Origin of the sequence: Crocosphaera sp. XPORK-15E, assembly GCF_034931425.1 — a bacterium.
In the GTDB taxonomy this organism is placed as follows: Bacteria; Cyanobacteriota; Cyanobacteriia; order Cyanobacteriales; family Microcystaceae; genus UHCC-0190.
In genome coordinates this window covers 20,589-43,945 of record NZ_JAYGHQ010000014.1, presented here as the reverse complement: position 1 = coordinate 43,945, position 23,357 = coordinate 20,589, and the positions used below count along the sequence as shown (strand labels likewise).

23 protein-coding genes are annotated in these 23,357 nt (G+C 37.4%); 12 read left to right on the top strand and 11 right to left on the bottom strand.

The features are described from left to right. Nucleotides 1-99: 99 nt before the first annotated feature. Nucleotides 100-1,272 carry a phosphate ABC transporter substrate-binding protein PstS gene (pstS, locus tag VB691_RS16205; RefSeq protein ID WP_323292554.1) on the bottom strand — a complete coding sequence of 391 codons (1,173 nt, stop codon included), beginning with the start codon at nucleotides 1,270-1,272 and terminating at the stop codon, nucleotides 100-102. Nucleotides 1,273-1,578: 306 nt separating this feature from the next. Here pstS and VB691_RS16200 point away from each other — a divergent pair, with 306 nt between their 5' ends. The 6 genes from VB691_RS16200 to VB691_RS16175 all read left to right on the top strand — a co-directional run bounded on the left by VB691_RS16200 (nucleotide 1,579) and on the right by VB691_RS16175 (nucleotide 7,160). Beyond that, a complete protein-coding gene (locus VB691_RS16200; RefSeq protein WP_323292553.1) occupies nucleotides 1,579-2,619 on the top strand; it encodes a PstS family phosphate ABC transporter substrate-binding protein in 1,041 nt (346 codons plus the stop codon). 30 nt (nucleotides 2,620-2,649) lie between these two features. Continuing rightward, the gene (pgeF, locus tag VB691_RS16195; protein ID WP_323292552.1) at nucleotides 2,650-3,465 is read left to right on the top strand and encodes a peptidoglycan editing factor PgeF; all 816 of its coding nucleotides are present in this window, start codon (nucleotides 2,650-2,652) and stop codon (nucleotides 3,463-3,465) included. Between the two features lie 148 nt (nucleotides 3,466-3,613). Then, entirely contained in the window at nucleotides 3,614-4,384 is a 771-nt protein-coding gene (gene mddA, locus VB691_RS16190; protein WP_323292551.1) for a methanethiol S-methyltransferase, read from the top strand. A 146-nt stretch (nucleotides 4,385-4,530) separates the two neighbouring features. After that, on the top strand, nucleotides 4,531-4,647 hold the full coding sequence (petG, locus tag VB691_RS16185) for a cytochrome b6-f complex subunit V (protein ID WP_008278251.1): 117 nt from the start codon (nucleotides 4,531-4,533) through the stop codon (nucleotides 4,645-4,647). 87 nt (nucleotides 4,648-4,734) lie between these two features. Continuing rightward, nucleotides 4,735-6,036 carry a histidine--tRNA ligase gene (gene hisS / locus VB691_RS16180; protein WP_323292550.1) on the top strand — a complete coding sequence of 434 codons (1,302 nt, stop codon included), beginning with the start codon at nucleotides 4,735-4,737 and terminating at the stop codon, nucleotides 6,034-6,036. Between the two features lie 14 nt (nucleotides 6,037-6,050). Beyond that, nucleotides 6,051-7,160: a hypothetical protein gene (locus VB691_RS16175; RefSeq protein WP_323292549.1), complete on the top strand. Its 1,110-nt coding sequence runs from the start codon at nucleotides 6,051-6,053 to the stop codon at nucleotides 7,158-7,160. Nucleotides 7,161-7,413: 253 nt separating this feature from the next. Here the strand turns inward: VB691_RS16175 and VB691_RS16170 are convergent, their stop codons facing one another. The 6 genes from VB691_RS16170 to VB691_RS16145 form a co-directional block, all read right to left on the bottom strand. Next, on the bottom strand, nucleotides 7,414-9,663 hold the full coding sequence (locus VB691_RS16170) for an N-acetylneuraminate synthase family protein (RefSeq protein WP_323292548.1): 2,250 nt from the start codon (nucleotides 9,661-9,663) through the stop codon (nucleotides 7,414-7,416). Nucleotides 9,664-9,775: 112 nt separating this feature from the next. Then, nucleotides 9,776-11,125 (bottom strand): aromatic ring-hydroxylating dioxygenase subunit alpha, encoded by a 1,350-nt coding sequence (locus tag VB691_RS16165; RefSeq protein ID WP_323292547.1) that lies wholly within the window; start codon nucleotides 11,123-11,125, stop codon nucleotides 9,776-9,778. A gap of 21 nt (nucleotides 11,126-11,146) precedes the next feature. Next, the gene (locus VB691_RS16160; RefSeq protein ID WP_323292546.1) at nucleotides 11,147-11,308 is read right to left on the bottom strand and encodes a DUF5989 family protein; all 162 of its coding nucleotides are present in this window, start codon (nucleotides 11,306-11,308) and stop codon (nucleotides 11,147-11,149) included. Further along, nucleotides 11,308-11,715, bottom strand: coding sequence for an SxtJ family membrane protein (locus VB691_RS16155; RefSeq protein WP_323292545.1), 408 nt, complete (start codon nucleotides 11,713-11,715; stop codon nucleotides 11,308-11,310). The genes VB691_RS16160 and VB691_RS16155 overlap by 1 nt, the downstream gene beginning before the upstream one ends. 20 nt (nucleotides 11,716-11,735) lie before the next feature. Then, nucleotides 11,736-13,574: a carbamoyltransferase gene (locus VB691_RS16150; protein WP_323292544.1), complete on the bottom strand. Its 1,839-nt coding sequence runs from the start codon at nucleotides 13,572-13,574 to the stop codon at nucleotides 11,736-11,738. A gap of 53 nt (nucleotides 13,575-13,627) precedes the next feature. Continuing rightward, entirely contained in the window at nucleotides 13,628-14,416 is a 789-nt protein-coding gene (locus VB691_RS16145) for an SAM-dependent chlorinase/fluorinase (protein ID WP_323292543.1), read from the bottom strand. Nucleotides 14,417-14,537: 121 nt separating this feature from the next. Between VB691_RS16145 and VB691_RS16140 the strand changes: the two genes are divergently transcribed. Beyond that, nucleotides 14,538-14,699 (top strand): hypothetical protein, encoded by a 162-nt coding sequence (locus VB691_RS16140; protein ID WP_323292542.1) that lies wholly within the window; start codon nucleotides 14,538-14,540, stop codon nucleotides 14,697-14,699. A gap of 119 nt (nucleotides 14,700-14,818) precedes the next feature. Here VB691_RS16140 and VB691_RS16135 read toward each other — a convergent pair whose 3' ends face one another. Beyond that, nucleotides 14,819-15,949 carry a succinylglutamate desuccinylase/aspartoacylase family protein gene (locus VB691_RS16135; RefSeq protein WP_323292541.1) on the bottom strand — a complete coding sequence of 377 codons (1,131 nt, stop codon included), beginning with the start codon at nucleotides 15,947-15,949 and terminating at the stop codon, nucleotides 14,819-14,821. Nucleotides 15,950-16,082: 133 nt separating this feature from the next. Between VB691_RS16135 and VB691_RS16130 the strand changes: the two genes are divergently transcribed. From VB691_RS16130 to VB691_RS16120, 3 genes are all read left to right on the top strand, one after another. Then, nucleotides 16,083-16,511 carry a peptidylprolyl isomerase gene (locus VB691_RS16130; protein ID WP_323292540.1) on the top strand — a complete coding sequence of 143 codons (429 nt, stop codon included), beginning with the start codon at nucleotides 16,083-16,085 and terminating at the stop codon, nucleotides 16,509-16,511. A gap of 62 nt (nucleotides 16,512-16,573) precedes the next feature. Continuing rightward, the gene (locus VB691_RS16125; protein WP_323292539.1) at nucleotides 16,574-19,786 is read left to right on the top strand and encodes a PAS domain S-box protein; all 3,213 of its coding nucleotides are present in this window, start codon (nucleotides 16,574-16,576) and stop codon (nucleotides 19,784-19,786) included. Nucleotides 19,787-19,818: 32 nt separating this feature from the next. Further along, nucleotides 19,819-20,952 (top strand): hybrid sensor histidine kinase/response regulator, encoded by a 1,134-nt coding sequence (locus VB691_RS16120; protein ID WP_323292538.1) that lies wholly within the window; start codon nucleotides 19,819-19,821, stop codon nucleotides 20,950-20,952. A gap of 50 nt (nucleotides 20,953-21,002) precedes the next feature. Here the strand turns inward: VB691_RS16120 and VB691_RS16115 are convergent, their stop codons facing one another. From VB691_RS16115 to VB691_RS16105, 3 genes are all read right to left on the bottom strand, one after another. Continuing rightward, nucleotides 21,003-21,401, bottom strand: coding sequence for a helix-turn-helix domain-containing protein (locus tag VB691_RS16115; protein ID WP_323292537.1), 399 nt, complete (start codon nucleotides 21,399-21,401; stop codon nucleotides 21,003-21,005). 88 nt (nucleotides 21,402-21,489) lie between these two features. Beyond that, nucleotides 21,490-21,771 (bottom strand): type II toxin-antitoxin system HigB family toxin, encoded by a 282-nt coding sequence (locus VB691_RS16110; RefSeq protein WP_323292536.1) that lies wholly within the window; start codon nucleotides 21,769-21,771, stop codon nucleotides 21,490-21,492. Between the two features lie 267 nt (nucleotides 21,772-22,038). Beyond that, entirely contained in the window at nucleotides 22,039-22,422 is a 384-nt protein-coding gene (locus tag VB691_RS16105) for a hypothetical protein (RefSeq protein ID WP_323292535.1), read from the bottom strand. Nucleotides 22,423-22,653: 231 nt separating this feature from the next. On the opposite strand from VB691_RS16105, the gene VB691_RS16100 reads away from it, so the two are divergent. Together VB691_RS16100 and VB691_RS16095 are read left to right on the top strand one after the other, a co-directional pair. Then, nucleotides 22,654-22,923, top strand: coding sequence for a hypothetical protein (locus VB691_RS16100; protein ID WP_323292534.1), 270 nt, complete (start codon nucleotides 22,654-22,656; stop codon nucleotides 22,921-22,923). A 19-nt stretch (nucleotides 22,924-22,942) separates the two neighbouring features. Further along, a complete protein-coding gene (locus VB691_RS16095) occupies nucleotides 22,943-23,353 on the top strand; it encodes a putative toxin-antitoxin system toxin component, PIN family (RefSeq protein WP_323292533.1) in 411 nt (136 codons plus the stop codon). The last annotated feature ends 4 nt before the right edge of the window (nucleotides 23,354-23,357 follow it).

The following is a 23,357-nucleotide window of genomic DNA, read 5'->3' as shown; positions in this document are numbered from 1 at the left end:
ATAAGGGTTATCAAGAGTCAGGAGCAGGGTAAACATTTCCCATAACTTCTGACCTCCAGACTTTTTGTTAAGAATTCCCTTAACTAATTATGTCAGCAATTAGTTAAGTTTGATTTGAAAATCAGGGGAAATTACATCAGCCGCGGCTGCTACTTTTTCTCTGACACTAGGAGGTAAAGGCACATAACCAAGGGCTGCACTTTGATCTTGACCTGTGGTTAAAGCATATTGAATCATGGCTTCCATGGCGATCGCTTTTTGAGGATCATCAAAGGTTTTAGGAACTAAAAGCCAACTATAGGTAACAATGGGATAGGAAGCTTCTCCTTCGGGGTCAGTAATAAAGGCCCGTAAATCTTCAGGTAAGGTAACAGCATCTAGGGTTGCTGAGGCGGCTGCATCACTGGGTTCAACGAATTTACCCGCCGCATTTTCTAGAACTGCCATAGTTAAGTCATTATTCTTGGCATAGCCATATTCAACATAACCGATTGACCCTTGATTCTGTTGGATAGAAGCAGTTACTCCTTCATTTCCTTTAGCCCCAATAAATTTCCCTTTGCTGGTGGGCCATTCCACACTTTTACCCTGGCCAATGGCGGTTTCCCACTCTTTGCTGATGGTACTGAGGTGTTTGGTAAAGACTCCGGTGGTTCCGCTACCATCAGAACGGTGAACAACGGTAATGGCTTCGTCAGGTAAGGTTACGCCTGGGTTAGCTGCGGCAATTTTGGGATCATTCCATTTGGTGATACTACCATCAAAAATCCCCACATAAGCTTCTCTGGAAAGTTTCAGTCCTTCTACTCCAGGTAAGTTATAGGCGAAGACGATACTTCCTGCGGTGACAGGTAGCATTAAGACTCCTTTAGTGACTTTGGCAATTTCTTCATCTTTCATGGCCACATCACTGGCCCCAAAGTCAACGGTTCCCGCCGTAAACTGTTCAACGCCGGCCCCACTTCCCACAGACTGATAGTTGACTTGAAGTTGAGGAACTTCTTTGTTAAGTTGCACAAACCAGTTTTGATATAAAGGCGCAGGGAAAGAAGCACCCGCACCCGTTAGAGACACATTACCTTCTAAGGGGGGTTTTAATTCTGGTGCGGCTGCAGTTTCAGTGCCTGTCCCTCCTTCTGCGGGACTTGCTTCCGGGGAAGCGGCGGTATCAGTCGGCGTACCACCACCACAAGCCGTTAAACTAACCGCTAAGGTGATAATTGATAATGAGGATACTATGCTGCGTTTGCTCGATGAGATGGTCTTGAACATAGAATTTTTTGTTAATTAAGTAAACTCACACAAATCTTAGAGCAGAATCTAGCAAATTATGGTAAACATTAGGTTAAGGAAATTCAAAATCCTGATGATTTAAAGGTTTCATCCTGAAAAATTCTTTTCTAAATTTTTTGTTAAATTTAAGCTTTTTTCTGGGTCATAGCATTAAACTGGTTCTGTTTCAAGAGCTTAATCCCAAAAAGTTTAAACAAACTTTAACCAAAGCTTATAGGAATTTTCAAAACTTAAGTATGACTTAATCGTAATTGACAATTTTTAGCATTTAATTGAGGAAAAATAATGAAGATAACCAACTTTCAGCTAAGGTTTAATGGGAAAACATGGGGAATAGCTTTCCTATTTGTTGCTCTATTATCTGCCTGTGCCTCTGTCCCAGAAACTGCCATCCAGCCAATTAAGATTGATGGTTCTAGTACGGTTTTTCCCATCACTGAAGCTGTCTTGAATAATTACAAAACTCAAGCCGCAAATCAACGGATAAAAGAGCTTAAAATTGAGGGAGATTTTTCTGGCACTGGGGGAGGGTTTAAAAAATTCTGTGCAGGAGAAACAGACGTAAATGCTGCATCTCGTCCCATTTCTGCTGACGAAATGAAAGCCTGTAACGATCAAGAAGTTCGCTATATTGAACTTCCCATTGCCTTTGATGCCATTACCGTTGTGGTTAACCCCAAAAATACTTGGACAGAGAGCTTAACGGTAGCACAATTAAAAACGATCTGGGAACCTGCTGCCCAAGATTATATTAAACAATGGAACCAAGTTGATGCCAATTATCCTAACCGTCCCTTAACCCTTTATGGCCCCGATAAACTATCAGGAACTTACGATTATTTTACTCAAGCCATTGTAGGTAAAGAGGGAGCAAGTCGTCAAGATTATGTTGATAGTGAAAATGATGAAGTATTAGTTAAAGGAGTCAGCCAAGACCCCAACGCCCTCGGATATTTTGGTTATGCTTATTATCAACAGCATCAGGAGAAACTCAAAGCCGTAGCCATAGATAACGGCAATGGGGCTGTTCTTCCTTCCAGAGAAACGGTAGAAAAGGAACAATATCGCCCCTTGGCCCGTCCCCTTTTCCTCTATGTCAATGCCAAAAAAGCCCAAGAAAATCCAGCCTTAGAAGTATTTGTGGAATATTATCTAGAAAAAGCCCCAGAATTAGTGGCTGAAGTGGGTTATATTCCCTTACCCCCAGAAGCTTACAGTCTAGCCAAAATTCAGTTACAACGCTTTAAAGTGGGGACAGTGTTTGAGGGAACCACTAATGTTGATCTCTCCATTAGCGATTTAATGCGAAAACCCGCTAAATTCTAAGAGTAGATCAAAAAATTGAGGTCATCTGTTGTGGTTTCTCATCTAATCAGCGATCGCCAAACCCAAACCCCGACATGGCAATGGCAAGCAGGAGAAGGTTTACCCTATTTAACCTGTTCTTTGTTACAAGCTTGGCCTCACGGCTTTTTTACCCAACCCTTTTACCCGCGCACTCCCGAAAGCTTAACAGAAATTCTCCACCCAGAAGCCATTGCCTATAGACTTAAACAAGTTCATGGCAACCGAGTCTTAAGCCCCGCCGAAATTGCCGCAGAGGGCTTAAATGAAGGGTTTCCGTCCGCAGATGGCCTCATTGCTAACCAGGAAAAACAAAGTATTTGGGTCGCCAGTGCTGACTGTACGCCTGTACTTATAGGAGATGTAGAAACGGGAAACATCGCCGCCCTTCATGCGGGGTGGCGCGGTACAGCGCAAAAAATTGTCCCAGAAGCGATCGCCCGTTTGCAAGTATGGGGGAGTTCTTTGGAAAATTTACGCATTGCTTTAGGGCCTGCCATTAGCGGAGAGGTTTACCAAGTCTCGATTGAGGTGGCGGCTGAGGTTGGGGGCAGTTTGTTCAAAAAGGAGGAAATTGATGGTTTAGAAAGCATTTTAACGCCATTACAAGCCATGTCTGCACCCCCCATATTGCCTGATCCAGAAGTGGGTAAGGTACGGTTAGATGTGCGACGGGTAAATCAATTACAATTAGAACAGTTGGGCATTGCACCCGAACAAATTGCGATCGCCCCTTATTGCACCTATCAATCTCCTTCTCATTTCTTTTCCTATCGACGAACTAAAGAAAAGAAAGTTCAATGGTCAGGAATTGTTAAAGATTGTTAAAAGGTAAAATGGGGTATCTCGACTCCGCTCGATAGCCATAGGAATGGGGTATTTTGACTCCGCTCGATAGCCATAGGAATGGGGTATTTTGACTCCGCTCGATAACCATGATGTATTAATTTATTGTTGATCATTGGTAATTATAAAGATGGAAACACAACCAAGGGTTAATTCTTTTAATTTAGGCAGAATTTTTGTCTTTCTGTATGGGGTAATTTCCTATATTATCTTTTTGGTAACGTTTGTCTATGCTTTGGGGTTTGTTGGCAATATTATTGTGCCAAAATCAATTGATTCTGCTGCTCAAATTTCGTTTTTACCAGCTTTATTGATTGATATTCTGTTATTAGGAATTTTTGCCTTGCAACATAGTGTAATGGCCCGTAAAGAATTCAAAAATTGGTGGACAAAGTTGATTCCTCAACCCATAGAAAGAAGCACCTATGTGTTATTTTCAAGTTTAGCCCTATTATTACTATTTTGGCAATGGCAACCATTAGGGGGAGTTATTTGGAATATTAATAATTTATGGGGACAGATTATTTTATTATCTTTATTTGGTTTAGGTTGGTTAATTGTTCTTGTTTCCACCTTTTTAATCAATCATTTTGATTTATTTGGACTGCGACAAGTTTATCTCTATTTACAAGGAAAAAATTACACTTATTTAGAATTTAAAACACCTGCTTTTTATAAATATGTGCGTCATCCTCTTTATGTCGGTTGGTTATTAGCATTTTGGTTGACTCCTAAAATGACAGTTACACATTTATTATTTGCGATTATGACAACCCTTTATATTTTAATTGCCATTCAATTAGAGGAAACAGATTTGCTCGAAATTCATGGCGAAACCTATGAAAAATACCGTCGTGAAGTTCCCATGTTGATTCCTTTTTTCCGTAACAAATTAAGTTAAGTGACATTCAATTTCAATCCGTTGCCAAATATTCATTAATGTAGAGGCAATTCATGAATTGCCTCTACAGAGTATAATATATTTTATTTTATTGTCAAAAAATATGTTAATTTAGATCTAGCTTAGTCTTTTCAAGGAGAAATACCGTGATTGAACCCTTACTATTAGGCATTGTTTTAGGTCTTATCCCTATCACCTTAGCAGGATTATTTGTTGCTGCTTATCTGCAATACAAACGGGGTAATCAGTTAAACCTAGATTAACAGGACGTTGGGACAAGTTTACGATTAACCCTTGTCCCCTAAGAATTATAATCCACCGTAGCGATTTTTAAGGTCAAGTAAACCCCAATGGGTACAATTCAAACACTACCAGGAACAAAGGATATTCTGCCAGAGGAAATTGGTTACTGGCAATATGTAGAAACCATTGCTACTCAAATACTGAGTCGCGCTATGTATCAAGAAATTCGTCCCCCTATTTTTGAGCAAACCTCTCTCTTTGAACGGGGTATTGGGGAAGGGACGGACGTAGTAGGTAAGGAAATGTATACTTTTACTGATAGGGGCGATCGCTCTGTTACTCTCCGTCCTGAAGGAACCGCAGGGGTAGTTCGTGCTTTTTTACAAAATAACCTCTATGCAGCAGGTGGGCTACAACGTCTCTGGTATTGTGGCCCCATGTTTCGCTATGAACGACCTCAAGCGGGTCGTCAGCGACAGTTTCATCAAATTGGGTTAGAATTAATCGGCACAGGCGATCCTAGGGCTGATGTGGAAGCGATCGCTTTAGCAACGGATATTCTCAAAGCCTTGGGATTACAAAGTTTAAAATTAGATATTAATTCCGTCGGCGATCGCAGCGATCGACAACACTATCGAGAGGCGTTAGTTAACTATTTTTTACCTTATAAAGATGAATTAGATCCCGACTCTCAAGATCGTTTAGAACGGAACCCCTTACGCATTTTAGATAGTAAGGATCAACGTACCAAAGAAATTAATCAAAATGCGCCCAATATCTTGCAATATTTAGGTAAGGAGTCTCAGAAACATTTTGAGCAAGTCCAACAATTATTAACTGATTTAGGCATTGAATATCACTTAAATCCTTGTTTAGTGCGAGGCTTAGATTACTATACCCATACTGCTTTTGAAATTCAATCTGATGATTTAGGGGCCCAAGCAACAGTATGCGGAGGCGGGCGTTATGATGGGTTAGTGGCAGAATTAGGCGGGGGACAAACTCCGGCCGTGGGATGGGCGATCGGTATGGAACGCTTAATTATTCTGCTGAAACAATTGAAAGCGGCCCCCCAAATGTCTCCAGATCTCTACATTGTTTCGCGGGGAGAAGCAGCAGAGGCCCAGGGGTTATACTTAGCCCAAAAGTTGCGTTATGAGGGCTTAACCGTAGAATTAGATATGAGTGGGAGTGCTTTTGGTAAGCAGTTTAAACGGGCCGATCGCAGTGGGGCGATCGCTTGTTTGGTTTTGGGAGATGAGGAAGCAGCAAACAAGACAGTTCAACTGAAATGGTTAACCACCAAGGAACAAGAACAACTGACCCAAGAAACATTACTTAACAAGATTGGGGAACTTAAGGAGCAAGTTGACAGACATAAAAAAACAGCTACTCACTTAACACAATAAACAGAATTAAACCGATGAAGTCTTGGGAATTCCTCATCCAAAAAGAAGGCGATCGTCAATGGCATCCTATTAATTCTCCTACCTGGCAACTAGAAGCCGGAAAATACCGCATTCTCGCCCAATCTAACCGTTTTAATAGTATTCTTGAAGTTCGTATTACTTCCCAAAGTGGAGAAGCGCAACAATATCAACGTCGGGTTAATTCCCAAGGGTTGGTGATGATTCTTCCCTATACTGAATTATCCCCAGAAACTCTTTGGGATATTCGCTGTTATGGGGATGTTTTATCGGAGTTTTTGGGAGAAAGTTGGCAAGAACAACTTACTTTAAGTATTTTACCATCGGTTGTCACCAATAATACTGCATCTGTTCCAGAAAATGCCCCTAATTCTTCATTACAGTTATCTAATTCTGGCAATTCTCAAGCTCAATATTACCTACAACAATTAGAACAGTTATTAAGGGATAAAATTGAACCAACTTTAAATAATAATCAGGTAGAAAAATCTGAAGATATTCCTGAGAAAGATGGGATTAAACCTCTTATTAAATTAAGTTTAGAGCAGCAAGATTTGACGAGAAATCCTGATGAAAACATTAGTTTATTAGGTCATATTGAAGGCATTGATCTTAAAGGAGATCTCGCGTTTACTGGGAAACTACGCTGTCAACTTAAGCATCCTGAAACAGAAGAAATTCTGTTAACTGAAGACTATGTTTTGTGTGATGAAAGACTCCCTTATCAGTTTAATTATACTTTAGAAATTACTGAAGCAATTAATGGTGATACTTTGGTAGGAGAGGTTGTTTTAGAAACCATGAGGGGATTTATACTTGATGAGAGTTCTTTTTCCCTGGTGACTCATCAATATAATCCGGTTAATTATACCATTGAATTAGTGGACACAGAAAATGAAGATTCTTATCGATTTGATTTAGAATTATCGGAACGAGTCAAGGCAGTTTCTAATCATCTAGAATTACCAGATACTAATAAATATTCACGGTTATTTCCATCACCATTCTATCAATCTCGAAAGGTTTTACCCCCTAAGTTAAATCGTAATGTAAATCCTGGAATTAAGACACATAAACAGTTGAAATTACCCCAAATTGCCCGCTAGTAGCCAGTTTTTATTAGTAATCGATTAGATTGGTTGAGGTTTCTTCAAATACCTTAAACTGAGATCTTGCACCATGATTAAAAAATCACAAAACCCCGATTTTTAAAGCCTGAAACCCTATTAAATTCGTTACTATTTGGTAAAAAATCGGGGTTTTCAAGCTAGGTAAATAGGGTTTTGATGGGTTACGACGGATAGTTAAGTTAATGAATACAACATAATCTTATCGCCGTCTAACCCATCCTACAAAGGATTACTTGAACAACTTTTCTAACCTTTCCAAAGATATCCAAAATCCTTCCCCGTCATTTTTATGGCCTTGCCAAATTTCAGGTATAAAGGAAGCATTCGGGGCCGTTTTCTTTAAGTCTTCTGCTAAGGCCGGAAAATCTACATTTCCATCTCCTATTTGTAACCCTTCTCCATCTAATCCCTCTGCATCAGCAATATGTAAATGTGCTGTATATGGCCCTACTTGTTCCATAAACTCTTTAAAGGATAAATTATGATGATTACAAGCTAATTTAGAGTGAGAGGTATCTAAACAAACCCGATAGTTATTTTGTGAGCAAAACTCCGCAATGTCTTGAGGATCAACAAATAAATTATGATATCTTTGTCCCCCAAAATGCCAGGGAAAGGGCGGCATAGTTTGCGGTATGATTTCGACTCCTTCACTGTCTAATTTAGATAAACTTTCTAACAGTAAATCATATAACTTTTGACGTTGTGTAATGGGTAAGGGTTCATCAAGAGTAAACCCACCAATATTCGTGACAATTAAGGGTTGAGATGCTTTTTTAAAGAAGGGTTTTAGCTTCCGAGTAATATCAATTACTCGCTGTAATTCTTCGATGGAATGGTTGCGATAATTAGCATCCAGAGAACATAAATCTAATACATGATCACCAGCAAATAATTCAGGACTATGAATCACATAATCTAAATCATAGGGTTGCTCAAAATATTGATTGATCTCCTGTTCTAAATCTTTATAACTGAGGTGAAACTCTAATAAATCTGGGTTAGATTTTGCTAAAAGTTTAGTGAAATCATGATAACGAACAGGTAAACCCCAAGGGCGATTAAATTGATAGTTTTTAGCCGTAACTTGTGCTTCTTCTAAGTCACTTAAAAAGAAGAAATCTCCGGCTTTAAATTGTCTTTTTGCGGCCTTACCAATTAACTCTTTTTTGCGGTTAGGTTGTAATCCTTTTCCTGGACTTTTAATCTCAATCATTGCTTCTGTAATTACCTGGCCAGGTTCTAATTTACAGTTAATAATTAAACTCTTGGCCAGGGTTTCTCGATTCATTAATTCTCCCTGACTTAACCGCCTTTCTCCCGCCGTTCCCAATGCTTCTTCTACTTGACGAATTCCCTCAACCATCGCTTTAAATTCCTGGGGTAATAAGCTTACTTTATGGTCATTTCCTTCCATAGATTTATCAATGGTAAAGTGTTTTTCGATCACTTTTGCACCTTTGGCAATGGCAGCGATCGCCACATTAATTCCTCGTTCATGTCCCGAATATCCGACGGGGCAATCTCCTAATTCTTTTAAGCGAGTAATATAGTTAAGATTGACATCTTTAAAGGGTGCAGGATAGGTGGAATTACAATGCAATAAAACATACATTGCTCCCCATCTTTGTAATAATTGAACTGATTGACTAATTTCTGCTTCGGTGGACATTCCCGTTGAACAAATCAAGGGTTTTCCTGTTTTTGCCAATGCCTTCAATAATTGATGATTGGTTAAGTCAGCCGAGGCCACTTTATAGGCAATCATGCCATAATTTTCCAGAATATTTAAACTATCTAAATCCCAAGGAGTACATAGAGCTAAAATACCTTTTTCTTGGCAATAATCAAACGCCTGTAACATTTCCTCATCAGAAAGTTGAAAGCGAGAGAGTAAATCTAGGGTATATTGTGACCCTAAATCTTCACTAGCATCATTGGCATTTCCTGCATTATAATAGAGAGATTTAAGACTTCTTAATTGGAATTTGGCACAGTTTGCACCAGCAGCAATCGCCTCATCAATTAACTTTTTAGCTAAGTCTAAACTGCCATTGTGATTGTTGCCAATTTCTGCAATAATAAAAGCAGGAGAATCCCCATTAATCAGAAAGTCACCGATAGTAATTTCATCGGGACGTTTACGAGCGATCGCAACTAAATGATCGTTGCTATCTAGTAGGGGAATAAATTCAATTTGTTCTGAAAAATAGCTTTCAATTTTTTCTGGATCTTCATCAAAAGCAGCATATTTAAACTGTTTATTACTAATATTAGAAACCGACTGATTAAGCTCAATGGTATTTTGTCCCACTAACCACCGTCGAAAGTCACCATCTGTCAGCACTCCTTCTAATACTCCTGACTCGGTTACAGAGAAGATAATGCGACTTTTATTATCACTAATTTTTTTAAGTGCGTTAAGAATGCTGTCTTCAGAGAAGACGATATATTTAGAAAGGTTTCTATCAATTAGCATGGTTGATCGGTTCTCTGATACATTAACTCTAATCTAAGAAATAATATAACATTTTTGTTGATGGACATATCTAACAGTCAGTAGGGACATAATATATTATGTCCCTGATATATTATTCAGCTTGTAATTGCTCAGTTAATATGTGATGAAAATGACGAATGCGAGACTCTTGATAAGTCCCTAAAGTAATGCCTGGTTTTGCCGCCGTTTTTAACCCTTTTTGAATGCGATAGAAATTTGAGCTATCTTGATCTAAAAAGGCCCCAAGTCCCCCTAATTCTGGTGCATCTGCCCAGGTTTGTTCAAGGGTTAACCAGCGAGTTTTAGCCGCAGGGGGACGTTTCCCTTCTGGACAAGGTTGTAGCAGCAATACATCCATGATACAAGCATCAGGATCATTGCCATAGGGACGAAAACGAAATTGTAGTGGCGAACCCACTCCCGGCCAACTCATAAAATTAGGGAAAATAAAGTAAGAAAGCGCATCTAACATTTCAGTGTCAGAAACATCCGTATAATCAATTCCTGTCAACTGTTGAAGTCCTTTTCGTGAACATTCAGCAGCAAATGTCCGAGGATTTGTATTTTCAGGAAAATCGATGGTATTGATATCGGTTCCCCCAAATTCCAAGAAAGCTTTGGCCGCAGACAGGGGATCTGATGATTCACCGAGGTGGGGACTTGGCACCGCAAAGGGAGTTATCATGCGATTATGACGACCATAGATATCATATTGAGAGTTAGCATCTCCGGTAAATTTGAGGATTTGGGGATGGGTTGTAATGGTGTGATAAGCTTCCAATGTTGCGCCTAAAGCTACTTTCCAATTAGCGGGCATAACTTGCACAGCATGGGCGGCAATAAATCGGTCTTGTAAGGCAAATTGTTGGAAATGTTCGGGTATATTTTCGAGGTAACTTTCTAAGGATTCGCTATTAGTATCAAAGTTAATAAAGACAAATCCTTGCCAAGTTTCGACTTTTACTTGGGGAAGTTTAAATGATTCATTTTTAACCTGCTCAAAGTCCCATTGACAGGGAATATGTGCTAAGTTGCCATCTAATTTCCATGTCCAACCATGAAAGGGACAACGTAAGGCTAAAGTATGACCTTGCTCGACACATAATTGTGTGCCACGATGGAGACAGGAATTATAAAAGCCGCGAATTTTTTGGTCAGTTCCCCGTACAATAATGACTGATAAATCAGCTATTTCATAAACTAAATAATCCCCTGCTTTGGGTAAATTTTCTTCTCGACAAACCCATTGCCATACTTTTTTCCAGAGTTTTTCGACTTCTAGATCATGATAGTCACGGGATAAAAAGACATCATTGGGAATATCATCAGTCCCTAGATTTTTTTGAGATTCTTCTAATAAAACAGGGGGAACTTTTCGACTATCTTCTTTTAGGAAAGATTGGACGGTTTCCATGTCGGAGATCAATTTTTGTGCAGTCATCAGTTTAAGTCAAGTTAATGTCTAAAATAAAGTATAAATGAAAGGTGCGATCGCTGATCCTTGAGTAAAGACAATTAATGCACCTAACAGCACTAATGTAATAATTAAAGGAGCTAACCAATACTTTTTACGCTCGTTTAAAAATCCCCAAAGATCTTTTAATAAGTCAATAAATGCTTCCATTAATAGGGTTTCTCCATGCTAACTTTACTTTTAATTTTACTAGAAACTCGATAGGTTTCTAAGTTAAACTCAAATTTTCTTGTCATCGGATCTCGATTATTTAGACGCATAATTAAACCCATTGGGGTGACAACAACAAAGAAAACAATGCCTAAAATAATGCGACTATTAACAAAACCAAGTACCTGTGCAACCTTCATCCACCCATAATGAATGGGGTCAAGAGATTTAGGAATAAATAGGGCTAAACTGATTAAAACTCCACCAATTATCCAAGGAATTAAAGGTAAACTATGACCCCACAATAAGGGTAAAATCAACCCCAATAATAGGGCAATAATTGTTCCTGTTAATAAGCCAAAATCTCGCAATCCTTTTTGATCTAGTTTTGGAATTTCATCAAACATCTTTTTTCCTCTTATTGTAATTAATCAAGTTCAAATTCGTTTTTCCAAGCTTCATCTTTTTGCCATTGAGGTTGTTCAGATTTGGCCAATAAATAATTATTAATCACCAAATAATCCATCTCTGTCCGCATAAAACACCGATAGGCATCTTCTGGAGTACAAACAATGGGTTCTCCCCGTACATTAAAGGAAGTATTAACCAAAACACCACAACCTGTCAAGGCTTCAAATTGTTTAATTAATTGATAGTAACGGGGGTTAGTTTCGGGATGAACAGTTTGCACCCTTGCTGAATAGTCTACATGAGTAATAGCGGGAATAGTTGAGCGAGGAACTTTTAATTTTTCGACTCCAAATAATTGTTTATCTTCCTCATTCATGGGTAAGCGTAACTCTGAGTTAACCTCAGCTACTAATAACATATAAGGACTGGGTTTATCCAACTCAAAATAATCCGAAACTCGATCAAACAAAACTGAAGGAGCAAAGGGACGAAAGGACTCTCGATACTTAATTTTTAAGTTCATAACAGACTGCATTTTCTCATTACGGGGGTCGCCAATAATTGAGCGATTTCCTAAAGCACGGGGTCCAAATTCCATCCGTCCTTGAAACCAGCCAACTACATTACCTTCTGCTAATATTTCTGCTACCTTGGTAAATAATTCAACATCTTCTAGATAAACATATTTAGCTTTTACGTCATTGAGATATTCTTGAGCTTCTTCATGACTAAATTCTGGCCCTAAATACGTCCCCTGCATTGCATCAAAAGTTCCACCTTGTCGGGGGTTTTCTAAATATTGATACCATACAGCTAAAGCTGCTCCTATGGCTCCTCCTGAGTCTCCTGCGGCGGGTTGAATCCAAATATCTTTAAATTTACTCTCTCTTAAAAGTCGTCCATTTGAGACACAATTTAAGGCGACTCCTCCCGCTAAACAAAGATAATCTGTGCCTAATTCTTCATAAGCTGTATTTGCTAATCTTAGGACAATTTCTTCGGTTACTTTTTGAATAGAAGCAGCAATATTCATCTCCCGTTGAGTGAGTTGAGTTTCAGGTTTACGGGGAGATCCACCAAAGAGACGAGCAAATTTATCATTTGTCATCGTTAACCCTGTGGCATAGTTAAAATATTCCATATTGAGGCGAAAAGTTCCATCCTCTTTTAAGTCAATTAAATTCTCTAATATAATATCAACATATTTCGCTTCTCCATAGGGAGCTAACCCCATTAATTTATATTCACCAGAATTAACTTTAAAGCCTGTATAATAAGTAAAAGCTGAATATAATAACCCCAAAGAATGAGGAAAATTAATCTCCCATTGGGGAATCATTTTATTACCTTCTCCTAACCATAAAGAAGTGGTTGCCCATTCTCCTACCGCATCTAAACATAAAACCGCAGCCTTTTCAAACGGACTCGGAAAGAATGCAGAAGCAGCATGAGATTGATGATGTTCTGTAAATAATAAGGGAGGCAATTGAGAGGTTTTACAGTTAGCAAGTTTGGCTAATTCTTTCTTTAAAATAGTCTTTAAATAGAGTTTTTCTTGTAACCATGCTGTCATAGCGGTAATAAAAGAACGAAAACCCTGCGGAGCATAAGTTAAGTAAGTTTCTAACAAACGTTCAAAAGTAACTAGGGGTTTTTCATAAAAAACAATATAATCTAATTCTTGTAAAGAAATATTGGCTTCAGCTAAAGTATAAATAATGGCATTTTTGGGAAACCTTGCATCATGTTTCTTGCGAGTAAATCTTTCTTCTTGAGCAGCCGCAAGAATTGTTCCCTTTTGCACTAAAGCTGCTGCACTATCATGATAATAGGCTGAGATTCCAAGTATGTTCATTCTATCCTCCACCAACAGAAATAAACTACAGGATAACACAATTAGAGATTAATCTACCTAAAAACTAGGTTAATCTGCTCTCCCCACTGAACTTGTAATCTTTGTTGGGCATTTCCCCTATTAACCGCAATTTCTACCCAACCATGACTACCAATTAAGGTAATAAGTTCCCCTGGTTGCCTATCACTATAGGTTAAACTGTGCTTGATTGTTTGATTTTTAATGATAATTGACCAAGGTTTTCCCCTAACTTGAGCGGCTGGAATATTCGTAATTAAGTTGCCAAAATAATCGATATATTGAATCGTTCCTTTTAGTCCTTTTTCTGTAATTTTTATGGGTTCTAAAGGAAAATTAACTAAACTCTCTATATCAATAGACTGTCCCAACTTTTCTAAGGAAATACCACTCGCTAAATGGGCCCCCACAGTAGCAAAAATATCTCGACCATGAAACGTCAAACTAGGAGCGGGAACTCGCCAATAGTTTCTATTCGTCAATGCTACTGCAGCGATCGCCTGAACTTGACTGAGGACACCGCTAAACAGACCATTATCAGGGCCGACTAAATACCCCCCAGGAACTTCAATGGCCACTCCTCGTCTTTGACTACCGACCCCTGGATCGATCACCCCAATATAGACCGTTTCTAGGGGAAAGTAGGGATAAGCGTTCATTAGACAAAACCGTCCTGCCGAAATTTGCTGAGGCGGAATCTCATGGGTTAGATCAATAATAGTTATTTGAGGATTAATCGAGGCAATTACCCCTTTCATAATTCCCACATAACCATCCTTTAACCCAAAATCTGATAATAAGGCAATCACCCTGGTTTTTGACATTTTAGTATTGGGGATCAAGGTTAGCTCTATATGAAGATTTGGTAACGACTAGCAGAAACCATCCGTTAAATGTTATGTTGAGAATAGGGTTAGCATAAAAAACAAAAAGGGGATGTCCACCATGAACAAAAATAGTAAAGAAACTCTGACAGAAGCGATTCAAGCCCATCGTGAAAGCCTACGCAAAAGCTTACAACATCGTCTAGAAGTCGCCAGAGCGTCTAATAATGAAAAATTGCTCCGTCAACTAGAAGCTGAAGCCGCTTATTTACATATTCAATAGCCCTTAAGCTTAAATATTGCTTGAAAAACGCCCTATCCCTTGGTGATGGAGCGTTTTTCTGTTAGTTTGTAGGTAACGAATTGTAACAGAAGCAAGACTTGTAAGGCTAGGTTACTTAGTTATTCAGGACTAAGCAAGGCTAACACATATTCTCCTTGGTTGACAGAATAGCTAGTGGAAACATCAAAAATAAAGCCGTCAGTCTCTGCATAAATATCAATGATTTCTGGCAATTTTTCTTGTTTATTAAAACTGAGTATTTCATATAATTTATCTCCTACTTTGACAGGCTGTTTCAGATTCATTCTATTTTGAATCATGCCACCTGTCGGGGCATAATAGCTTTTAATTTGCTGCCTAGATACTAATTTTATGTCTGTGATTTCAGGTAAATAATTAGGAAGTTTGAGGACATTTTTTTTGAATAAATAATTTTTAATTCCTGCCACTCCAACTGCTACAGATTCAGGCTTCATTTGCATTCCTGAACCTAATTCAAGTGTCCAAGATTCCCGATCAAATTTGATGTCTCTACCCAATTCTTTAAACTTATTTTCTAATGCTAACCAGGGTTTCATAAAGGCTTCATCAAAGGCATCTCCATCATAAGTGTTCATTAAAATTCCATAATCAATGTTAAAATATTTAGCACTATCTTCTTGTTTACCAGGAAAACAAAAGAGATAATCAATACCTTGATTACTCGAACTATGAATATCAATCACATAATTAGCATCAATTGAAAGGGATTGTAATTGATAGCGATATTGTTCAAATAAGGGTGCGCTACTAGGACGATTAATTTTATCTAATTGTTTAGTAAAAGCGGTTTTTTGTTGCTTTAAAAAACTTTCTTGAATTGTTAAAGGATCAAGATTGAAATGAGCTTTAACAAATCCCTCTAAATCTTGACAAACTTTTTGATAATCCCAAAAAATTCGATTCCAATCTTTGCCATCATAACTGTTATATCTTCCCGTAGCAAAAAAATGATTTCTTTGATTTGTTCCCATAGGATTACAAATTGGGACAAGCCAAATTTCGCCATCAAGTTGATCTGGTTTTAACCCTGAAAAAAAATCAATTAATTGAGCAATAACCGCATTGCCAACAATTTCTGAGCCATGTAAATTAGACTGAATATAAACTTTTTTCTGACTTTTTTTGCCAATAAATTTATATACTTGAAGCGAAAGTTGATCCCCCGAAGCAAGCTTAAGTAAATCTAAATTTTCAATTATTGGTTTCATTTTATTGCTCATTCGTCATTGATTATTGATAATTGCTTAGCAGAGCGATACCTAGTCAGTTGACAAAACTGATAGAAAAAACTACCTTAAAAAAGTCCCATCACAGACACATTAATTTAGCAGGTTTAGTAAAATGGTACAAGCCAAACTCGGTGATACAGTCAGGGTAAACTATACGGGTAAGTTGGAAGACGGGACTGTGTTTGATTCTTCGGTTGATCGTGATCCCTTAGAATTCGCTGTGGGAGAAGGCCAGGTGATTGCTGGTTTTGAAGAAGCAGTGGTGGGGATGAATCTAGGAGAGGCCAAAACTGTGACCATTCCTTCTGATCAAGCTTATGGCCCTTATCAGGAACAATTAGTGATGATTGTGGAAGAACAACAAATGCCACCAGAATTAGATGTAGAAGTTGGCCAACAGTTACAAATGCGTCATCCCAGTGGTCAAGTGATTCCTGTCGTGATTACCAATGTTGCTGATTCTCAAGTCACTTTAGATGCGAATCATCCCTTAGCAGGGGAAGATTTAACCTTTGAAATTGAATTGGTCGAAATTCAATAAATTAAGTTAAAATTATGGGGCGATAATCCTTATTATCGCTTCTTTTTCGGTTTTCAATCATTATGAAAAGTCCCCAAAAATATCCAAACCCAGACCTAATTATTCAGCAACTAAAAGCTGAGATTAATCATTTAAAGGCGGCGAAACAAGAAGCGTTGAAAAGTCAAGAAGATCTGCGAGAAAGTGAAGAACGTTGGCAATTAGTTTTAAAGGGAACTAATGAGGGAATTTGGGACTGGAACTTAAAAACTGATGAGATGTTTTTTTCTGCTCGTTGGAAAGAGATGTTAGGGTATGAAGATGAAGAATTGCCGAATCATATTGATACTTGGAAGCAATTACTTCATCCCCAAGATACGGAAAGAGTGATGAAAATTGTCCAAGAATATTTAGAGAAAAAAACGGATCATTACAGTGCTGAATTTCGCTTAAGATGTCAAGATGGTAGCTATAAATGGATTCTTTCTAGGGGACAAGCTTTGTGGAATAATAAGGGCAAACCGATCAGAATGGCTGGTTCCCATAGTGATATTAGCGAGCGCAAAAAGGAACAAATTTTATTAACCTCATTAATTGATTGCATCCCTGATTTAGTCTTTTGTAAAGATGTTAAAGGGATGTATAAAATGTGTAATAATGCCTTTGAGAATTTTGTGGGATTAGATAGATCAGCAATCATTGGTAAGACAGATTTTGAACTTTTTCCCCCAGAAGAAGCCCTCTTTTTTCGGCAACAAGATCGCCTCATGATGCAACAAAAACAGTCTCGACGCAATGAAGAATGGCTTACCTATCCTGATGGTAGTCGTCGCTTAGTTGATACCTTAAAAACCCCTTTTTGTTGTGTTGAAGGTGAGTTAATGGGAACCATTGGTATTAGTCGAGATATTACCGATCGCAAACACAAAGAAGAAGCCATCAAGAAACAAGGAGAACGAGATGCTTTATTAAGTAATATTGCTCGACAATTAATTGATCAAGATCTGAATATTGCCATTAATTTTACCTTAGAAGCATTAGGGAAGTTTACCAACTGCGATCGCAGTTATGTAATTGATTATTTTCCTGAAGAAAAAGCTTGGAGTATGATCCATGAATGGTGTAGTGAATATACACCATCAACTATTAATGAATCTCAAAATATTCCCTTAGAAGTCTTTCCTTGGTTTTCGGAACAATTAATCAACGGCAAAGCAATTTGTATTAATCATGTTGACGATCTTCCCTTTCAAGCTATCGCAGAAAAAGATGCTTTTGAAAACAGTTTAAGCCCTACCTTAGTTGTGGTTCCCATGACGGTAGGAGGCAAGATTTTGGGGTATTTAGGATTAGATGGCAAAGCATCAAAACGGTGGACAAATGAACAAGTTAACCTCTTGAAATTGATAGGAGAATTAATAGCGATCGCTGAAGCAAGATCCAATGCTGAAGAAGCGCAAAAAGACTCACAGGCAAGATTTGCTGGCATTTTAGATAATGCAAATGAAGCAATAATTTCCATAGACGAGAACCAAAATATTACCCTGTTTAATCATGCAGCAGAAAAAACCTTTGGTTACACAGCAGAGGAAGTCTTAGGGCAACCTTTTAACCTGTTAATTCCCCCTCGTTTTACTGACTATCATCAACAGCATATTGAAACATTTGGAGAAACCCCAGAAACCGCAAGACAAATGGGGGGCCGTCGTCCCGTTTTTGGGCAACGTAAAGATGAAACAGAATTTTTGGCAGAAGTATCTATCTCTAAAATTAAACTGCGAGGCCGAACTATTTTTACCGCCATTATTCGAGATATTACTCAACGAAAACAGGCAGAAGAAGCCCTCAAACAAGCAAAAGAAACTGCTGATGCTGCTAACCGAGCTAAAAGTGAATTTTTAGCCAGCATGAGTCATGAATTACGCACTCCCTTAAATGCCATTTTAGGGTTTACTCAAGTGATGCAACGAGATCGTTCTTTAAATGAGGAACAACAGCAAAATTTAGGAATTATTGGTCGTAGTGGAGAACATTTATTAGAGTTGATTAATGATATTCTAGAGATGACAAAAATTGAAGCGGGACGAACGACATTTAATCAGGTTAGTTTTGATCTTTATCGTCTTCTTGATAACTTAGAATCTATGCTACACCTCAAAACAGAAGAAAAGCAATTACAATTAATCTTTGAAAAAGTTCAAGATGTTCCCCAATATATTCAAACCGATGAAGGAAAATTGCGTCAAGTCTTAATTAATTTGTTAGGCAATGCCATTAAATTTACCCAAGAAGGGGGCGTTATTTTACGGGTTAAAGGAGAACGCAAAAAACGCAGAACCAAGTCCATTATGTTAACCTTTGAAGTAGAAGATACCGGCCCAGGTATTGCCCCCCAAGAAGTGGATCAATTATTTGAAGCCTTTGGACAAACAGAAACAGGTCGAAATTCCCAAGAAGGGACAGGGTTAGGGTTGCCCATTAGTCGAAAATTTGTACAATTAATGGGGGGAGAAATTAGCGTCAGCAGTGTATTAGGTAGGGGTAGTTTATTTACTTTTAGTATTAAAGTTAAAATCGTTACTGCTAATACCATTAAAGCCCATAAACCAACCCGTCGTGTCATTGCTTTGGCCCCAGATCAACCTCAATATCGAATTTTAGTTGTCGATGATCGCCTAGAAAGTCGTATCCTATTAGTGAAATTATTGTCTTCTCTGGGGTTTAATGTTCGTCAAGCAAGCAACGGACAACAAGCGTTAGATACCTGGGAAACCTGGGAACCTCATTTAATTTGGATGGATATGAGAATGCCCGTTATTGATGGTTATAAAGCTACCCAACGCATTAAAGCGACGATGAAAGGACAAGCAACCGTCATTATTGCTTTAACAGCGAGTGCCTTTGAGGAAGAACGAAATCTGGTATTATCGGCAGGATGTGATGATTTTATGCGAAAACCCTTCCGAGAGGAGGTACTTTGGGAAAAAATTGCTCAACATCTTGGTGTGCGTTATCTTTATGAAGATGTAGAGGAGGTAAAAGGTTCTCATCATGAGATCAGATACAGTACCCTAGAAGAATCGAATCTTATTCAATCCCATCTTAGAAAAATGCCGAAAGATTGGATTAAAGATCTCCATCAAGCGGCGTTAGAATGTAGTGATGATGGCATACTAGAACTGATTAATCAAATTCCTCCTGAAAGTGAACCTCTAGCGATCGCCCTGCAAGACTGGGCCCAAAATTTCCTTTTTGAACCTGTTGTTGAATTAACCCAAGTTGAACAACAAAAGTAATAAATAATAAGTAATAGCTTCCTTGTCTTTTTATGACCACTGATCACGGTAATATTTTAGTTGTTGATGATACCCCTGATAACTTGCGCTTACTGTCTGTAATGTTATCAGAACAGGGTTATAAAGTCCGTAAAGCCCTCAATGGACAAACTGCCTTAAAAACCATTCATCAAGTTCCTCCTGACTTGATTTTATTGGATATTAATATGCCTTCAATGAATGGTTATGATGTTTGTCAAAAACTCAAAAAAGATCCGGTAATTCAAGATATTCCTGTAATTTTTATTAGTGCCTTAGATGATGTTTTGGATAAGGTTAAAGCCTTTGAAGTTGGGGGAGTTGACTATATTACTAAGCCGTTTCAATCGGAAGAAGTCATTGCCCGCATTGAAAATCAATTAATCATACAACGGCAAAAAAAGCAACTACAACAGGAAATTAAAGAACGTCAAAAAACAGAACAAACTCTTAGGGTTTATCTTCATGCTGTTTCCCATGATTTACGAAATCCCATGTTAGGGTTATCAATGGTTTTAAAGAATTTACTTAAGAAAAATCAGGACAAAAAAGAGGAGAAAATAGAGATCTCTTGGCAAGTTTTAGAACAAATGTCATTAAGCTGCGATCGCCAACTTAATTTAATTAATTCTTTGGTAGAAACCCAACAATTTGAAATGGGGGGAATTTCTCTTGATTTTCGTCCCTTAAACTTGTTTACTTTTAGTCAACAATTAGCGACTGAATGGGAACCAATGTTAAAGGAAAAACAAGCTATTTTACTAACACAAATTCCCGCAGATTTACCTTTAATTAGTGGCGATAGTGATCGCTTATGGCGTGTCTTTGAAAATCTCCTTGCTAATGCCTTAAAACATAATGATAATGGCATAAAATTAACCCTAAAAGCAGAAGTAATAGAAACGAATAAATCTAACTTTATTCGTTGTATTTTAGAAGATAATGGGGTCGGAATTACCCCAGAACAAGCAGCAACCTTATTTGAAAGCTATCAACGAGGAGAAGAAGCTAAAAGAACGTTAGGTTTAGGTTTAGGGTTGTATCTTTGCCGTCAAATAATTGAAGCCCATGGGGGAGAAATTGGGGTAATTACTGAAGAAAATAATGGGGCCAAATTTTGGTTAACATTGCCAATTTTAGGAGAATAAAAATTAGGAATTAATGGTTAAGGTTTTGAATTAGTTCCTCAAAATAATAATCAGATAAATAATGCCGGAGAAACATGAAACATTTCAGCTAAAGTTTTAGCCTGAGATTTGCTAATAGAGCGTTTTCCATTAACCACTTCTGAAACAACGCCTTTAGACCCTATTTTATCAACTAAATCAACTTGTTTCATGTTATGTTCCTCCATCAAATGTTGTAAAATCTCATGAGGAGAAGCAGGTTCCGGTTGCTCTTGCTTTTGGTCATATTCTTTAATTAGAGAAGCAATTAACTTGAGAATTGCTGTTTCTTCTTCGCTCCTATTAGTTTTCATCATTAATTCGATTAGAATATCACCATACTCTTGATATTCTGCTTCATTTTCGATGACTTTGGGTTGAAATTTAACTAAGAGTTGGCTATAGATATCTTGATTAATTGTTAGAGTCATAGTTGTGAGTTAACCTCGTTTAATTCAGTTAGGATAATGGGGGGATACAGTCCCCCATTGGGTAAATTATTGAGTGGTTTGGGAGAATTTAGAATTGATGTTTATCATAATCAGCATGGGTAAGAAAAGTAACATAAACAACTAATTTTAAAGAATAATCAATTATAGTAATTAAGCGGTAAGAATTTCCTTTGATATTAAATACAGTTTTACCATTTACGTAATCTGCTGATGGATAAGTTTCTTTGACTTTAGTAATGTCATTCCAATCTGCATCCTCTACAGTTTCTATCCAAGATTCTATAACTCTTTTTGTATCACCATATTTACCTGCATCCTTTCTTAACTGAGCTTTAAGTCTTAGTTCCATAGATGTCTTTATCAGAACTTACTCTTATATGTTCTCACAATGAGAACTATTTGTCAAGTTCTTTAGATTAAAGAAGCAAAGGAGGGTGAGTATTACCCACCCTCCTTTATACAGAATACTAAACCTAAGTAGTCGGACATAAATAAACGGAACTGTATTAAGAATTGTTAACGAAGCTAAAATCCTTACCTGTTAACTGTTCCCCGTTCCCCGTTCCCCGTTCCCTGTTCCCTAACCTCACAGTTAACTTTAATTTTGTCCGACTACTTAGTGCTTACGGCGTTTGCTTTCAAAATGACTTAAATCTGCTATATCTAAAGGATCAAGTTCTGTTATTAATTTCACATCGTAAGCAAGATAATTATGATCATTTAAAGATAGAAAATCTTCATGTACTTCTTGGTATTCGAGAATTGTTCTGCTACAAATCCAACACAAAGATGTATTGTATCTTTCAGGAGTTAAATTAGTTTTATAGAGACGGCATAAGCGTTTTTCATGACAACAAGCACATTTTCGATTTCTCGGTGGACGTTCATGTGTATGTGAAATTCCAGCAATATTAATTCCTTTTTGTGAAATAATACTCCGTCTTTTTTGGCTTTCAGTTTTTACCTGTAATAAAGGACTTTCCCATTGTTCGGTGTTCATAAATTTTTACCAATTATGATTAACTTGATAATAATATTTAGTCTGCTTGAAAAGTATGTGTGTTTATTAATAACATAAATTAATATATTTATGTGTGATATTAATCACTTCATATGTTTGACTAATGTGAATAAATCTTCTGCTAACTAAAGTAGGGTAGGGTAGGCAATGCCCACCTAAACCTCTAAAAATTGCTATGATTAAGAGAAAAGCCTTTTAGACTAAAAACTAATGATAACTAATATTGAAAAAACGGTTCTTGATAAGTTTCGTAAACTTTCTACTGAAAAGCAACAAGATGTTTTAGAGTTTTTAGATTTAATAGAACAAGATGTATCAGAACAACCTACAAACCTAGAGGGAAAAGAAGCTAAAGAAATTCTACAGAGAGCAAAAGAACGCGCTCAATCTAATGTTTCTAAATCGGTTGATGAATTATGGGATGATTTTAATCAAGTTAAAGATCAGATTGCTTCAGAATTTGAAAATAAACAAAGCTAAATATTGATTACTTTTTAAAATGTTAAAAGTCGTTTTAGATACCTCAGTTTTTGTATCAGCTATTTTGAGTAAAAATAGAGAAACATCACCATCAATAATTTTAGAAAAATGGCAACAGAGAAGTTTTAATTTAGTGATTTCTCCTCAGTTACAAGAAGAATTAATTATTGTTCTTTTACGAAAAGGAATTAAATCAGAATTGATCGAAAATTTAGTGATGATTATTGAAACTTTAGCGTTGAAGATAGAAGGGGTTTATGAAGCAACCATTTTAGATAAAATAGATCCTAATGATAATATGTTTTTAGCAGCGTCTTATGAAGCTAAAGCTGATTATTTGGTATCTCTTGACAATCATTTACTATCTTTAAAGTTTTATCATGGAACACAAATTTTAACCCCAAGTTTATTTTTAAAAGTTTTGGATTAATCTA